This is a genomic window from Micromonospora sp. WMMD736, from assembly GCF_049179015.1.
Lineage (GTDB): Bacteria > Actinomycetota > Actinomycetes > Mycobacteriales > Micromonosporaceae > Micromonospora.
The window spans coordinates 1-3,592 of sequence record NZ_JBMHMI010000009.1; the positions used below are offsets into that span (position 1 = coordinate 1).

Genomic DNA, 3,592 nt, shown 5'->3' on the forward strand with positions numbered 1-3,592 from the left:
GGGGTGGTGTCGGCCAGAAAGACGTCGCTGGAATCGCCCCACTCGTCGACCGGGTTGTTGAGCCGGTCGAAATGCGCCCACCAGAACGGTTTGTCCTCACGACGGTGGTACCCGCGGGCCGCGGCGAGCAGCGCCACCGCGGCCTGCTCGGCGGTGCGGGTCCCGACGCCGTCGCCGGCGAACGCGGCCAGTTTCCGGGCCGCGGCATCGTCGTCGGCGACCGCGTCGCCGTCGCCCACCGGCTGCGTTCCCAGCGGCAGCACACCGCATTCGAAGGCCCGGGCGAGCAGCCAGTCCCGCAGGTTGCGCGTCGACGTGCAGTCGTAGAGGTTGTAGTCCTCGATCTCCTTCAGCACGATCTCGGCGTCGGCGGCCCGGCCCTCGGTGCGCAGCGCACAGAACTGTGCGTACTGGGTGATCGAATCGGCGGCGGTGGTGACGTCGCCGCTGCGCAGCTGCGCGCCCATGTACAGCGGCTCCAGCGCCTTGAGGCTGTAGCTGTCGGTGCCGACCCGAATACTCTTGCGCACCAGCGGATACAGGTCGACCAGCACTCCGTGGCGCAGCAGGTCGTCGACCGCGTCCTCGCCGACCCCATAGCGCCCGGCCAGCCGTAGTAGCGCGGTCTTCTCGTAGGCCGCGTAGTGATAGACGTGCATCCTGGGGTAGCGGCGGCGGCGCTTGGCGACCAGATCGAGGAAGTCCAGGAATGCTTTTCGTTCCCCGGCGCGGTCGTGGGCCCACAGCGGGCGGAAGGTGCCGCCGGCATCGAGCACCCCGAACAGGTACTCGAGGCCCCACTCGCGTCCGTTGTCGGTCCACAGCGGATCGCCCTCGAAGTCGAAGAACAAATCGCCCTTGTCCGGGTCGGGCAGCAGCGCCAGCGGCTGCGGGTCGGCGATCTCGTAGGGCGGCTGCCCGTCGACCCGCGGCGCGGTCTGCAGTCGGGCCTGAGTGGTCAGGCCCGCCACCGTCCGGGCGGACAGCTCGGACACCGGTCCGTCGTGGTGGGCCAGCTCGGTCATGGTGGTGATGCCGGCGTCGATCAGCCTGGCCCGCTGGCTGACCCGCATGCCCGCGACCAGCAGCAGATCATCGTGGGCGCGCACTTCGACGGTGCATTCCGGGCACCGGAAGCAGGCCCGGATGTGCTCGTCGGACCAGCGCACCGCGGCGTCGCCGGCCAGATGCCCCTCCAGCAGGCGCTCGAGGGCCGCGCGCCGCGTCCGGTAGACCGCCAGCAGTTCGTCGACCCGGTAGGTCGCCACGGCGCCGTCGCCGAGCAGCAGCTCGACCTCGTCGGCGATCGGCACCCCGGCGTCGACCAGCGCATCGGAGTAGGCGGCCAGCTGCAACAGCGACTCCACCTTGGCCGATCGGGCCAGCTTGGTGTCGCGCAGCCGGTAACGCCGGCCGTCATACAGCAGGAAGTCGGCGAACCCGGCGAACCGGCCGTCGAACATCGCGGCCTGATAGATCACCGGGGCGCGGCGCGCGACGGCGGCGCCGGTCTGCTCGGCGGCCGCGGTCAGCCCGTCGACGGTGTAGGGCGGCCGTCCGATGACGGCGATGGTGTCGTCACCGCGCGCCCGCAGCTCGTCGAGGTGGCGCTGTTCGTGGACGCTACCGAGTTGTGCTGTGCGGGCGAGCAATTCGTCTTCGACCAGCACGGCCGGACCACGGCCCAGCTGGGCGTCGAAGGCGCGCAGCAGGGCGTACTCGCAGCGCGCGGCGGCGGCGAGGTCCGAGGCGCTGTAGATGACCCGGTCGTCGGTGACGAACACGTTGCCACCCTAGGGGAACGCGCCGACACCAAGGCCTTCTGCACCGAAACAGAACTCAGAGCTGTGATTGTCGTGATTTCACGACAAGGAATTCCGTTTCGCGCGCAATGGGGACGCGTCAGCCGAGGTTGCCGATGAGCTCCACACCGTTGCCGTTCCAGCGGAACTTCACCACGCTGGCCAGCCCGTCGACCCCGCTCGAGTAGCGCAGCGCCACGGTGTCGCCGGTCGTCTCGGCCTTGTCGATACCGTTGAAACCGTAGGTGTCGGGCACCCCGGTGGGAATGAACTTGCCCAGGTGAAACATCACCGCCCGGGTGTTCGGGTTCTCGTCGTTGGTGTTGGCGGTGACGATCACCGCCGACAGCGGCGCGCATTCGTTGTAGTTGCCGGCCACCGGTTCGGGGCTCCACGGCTGGTCGCTGCGTGGGTCGCGGGGCAGCGAGGACACCGCCTTGGCGATCTCGGGAGCGGCGAGGTTCACGGCGCACGGATCGGCCGGCGCCGGAGTCGGCGTCGGGTCCTCGGTCGACGGTGGCGCTGCGGTGGCCGGAGCCTGACTGGTCACGGTGGGTTCGGGCGTCTTGGAGACGGTGGAATCGCCCGATCCGCATGCTGCGAGCATGACCATCGCCGCCCCAAACGCTACGGCGTGCTTCACAACCAGGCACCGTACCGCGGGCCCACCGGAGGACCGGGAAGGCCGCGCGGCGGGTCGGCCGGCGATTGCCGACTAGACTTCATCACCTATGACCACGCCCGCGTCGGACGGCGAGACCGCCATACCGACCTTCGCTGACCTGCAGATCCACCCATCGGTGCGGCAGGCCGTCACCGACGTCGGATACGAGTCGCCGTCGCCGATCCAGGCCGCCACCATCCCGGCGATGATGGCCGGCTCCGATGTCGTCGGGCTGGCCCAGACCGGCACCGGCAAGACGGCGGCGTTCGCCATTCCGATCCTGTCCAAGATCGACCCCACCAGCAAAGCCACCCAGGCGCTGGTGCTGGCACCGACGCGTGAGCTCGCCTTGCAGGTCGCCGAGGCCTTCGGGCGCTACGGTGCGCACCTGCCCGATGTCAACGTGCTGCCGATCTACGGCGGGGCGTCCTACGGCCCCCAGTTGGCCGGGCTCAAACGCGGAGCCCAGATCGTGGTTGGCACGCCGGGGCGGGTCATCGACCATCTGGACAAGGGCCGCTTGGACCTGTCGCGCCTGGACTACCTGGTGCTGGACGAGGCCGACGAGATGCTGCAGATGGGCTTCGCCGAGGACGTCGAGCGCATCCTGGCCGACACCCCCGAATACAAACAGGTCGCGCTGTTCTCGGCCACCATGCCGCCGGCGATCCGCAAGATCACCACCAACTACCTGCACGATCCGGTCGAGGTCACGGTCAAGGCGAAGACCGCGACCGCGGAGAACATTTCGCAGCGCTACATCCAGGTCGCCGGGCCGCGCAAGCTCGACGCGTTGACCCGGGTGCTCGAGGTCGAACCGTTCGACGCGATGATCGTGTTCGTCCGCACCAAGCAGGCCACCGAGGACGTCGCCGAACGGCTCAAGGCGCGGGGGTTCGCCGCGGCGGCCATCAACGGCGATATCGCCCAGGCGCAGCGGGAGCGCACCATCAGTGCGCTCAAGGATGGTTCGATCGACATCCTCATCGCCACCGACGTGGCCGCCCGCGGTTTGGACGTCGAGCGCATCAGCCACGTCGTCAACTACGACATCCCGCATGACACCGAGTCCTACGTGCATCGGATCGGGCGCACCGGGCGGGCCGGCCGGTCCGGGGCGGCGCTG

3 protein-coding genes are annotated in these 3,592 nt (G+C 69.4%); 1 reads left to right on the forward strand and 2 read right to left on the reverse strand.

All coding sequences use genetic code 11. The features are described 5' to 3' along the window. Together ACN269_RS32480 and ACN269_RS32485 are read right to left on the reverse strand one after the other, a co-directional pair. Positions 1-1,784 (reverse strand): TM0106 family RecB-like putative nuclease (locus ACN269_RS32480; RefSeq protein WP_421476815.1); only part of this gene is annotated, 1,784 nt, incomplete at its 3' end. Positions 1,785-1,902: 118 nt separating this feature from the next. After that, on the reverse strand, positions 1,903-2,445 hold the full coding sequence (locus ACN269_RS32485; protein WP_421476817.1) for an LppP/LprE family lipoprotein: 543 nt from the start codon (positions 2,443-2,445) through the stop codon (positions 1,903-1,905). A gap of 88 nt (positions 2,446-2,533) precedes the next feature. On the opposite strand from ACN269_RS32485, the gene ACN269_RS32490 reads away from it, so the two are divergent. Then, positions 2,534-3,592, forward strand: a 1,059-nt coding sequence (locus tag ACN269_RS32490; protein ID WP_421476819.1) for a DEAD/DEAH box helicase, incomplete at its 3' end; no start/stop codon positions are given.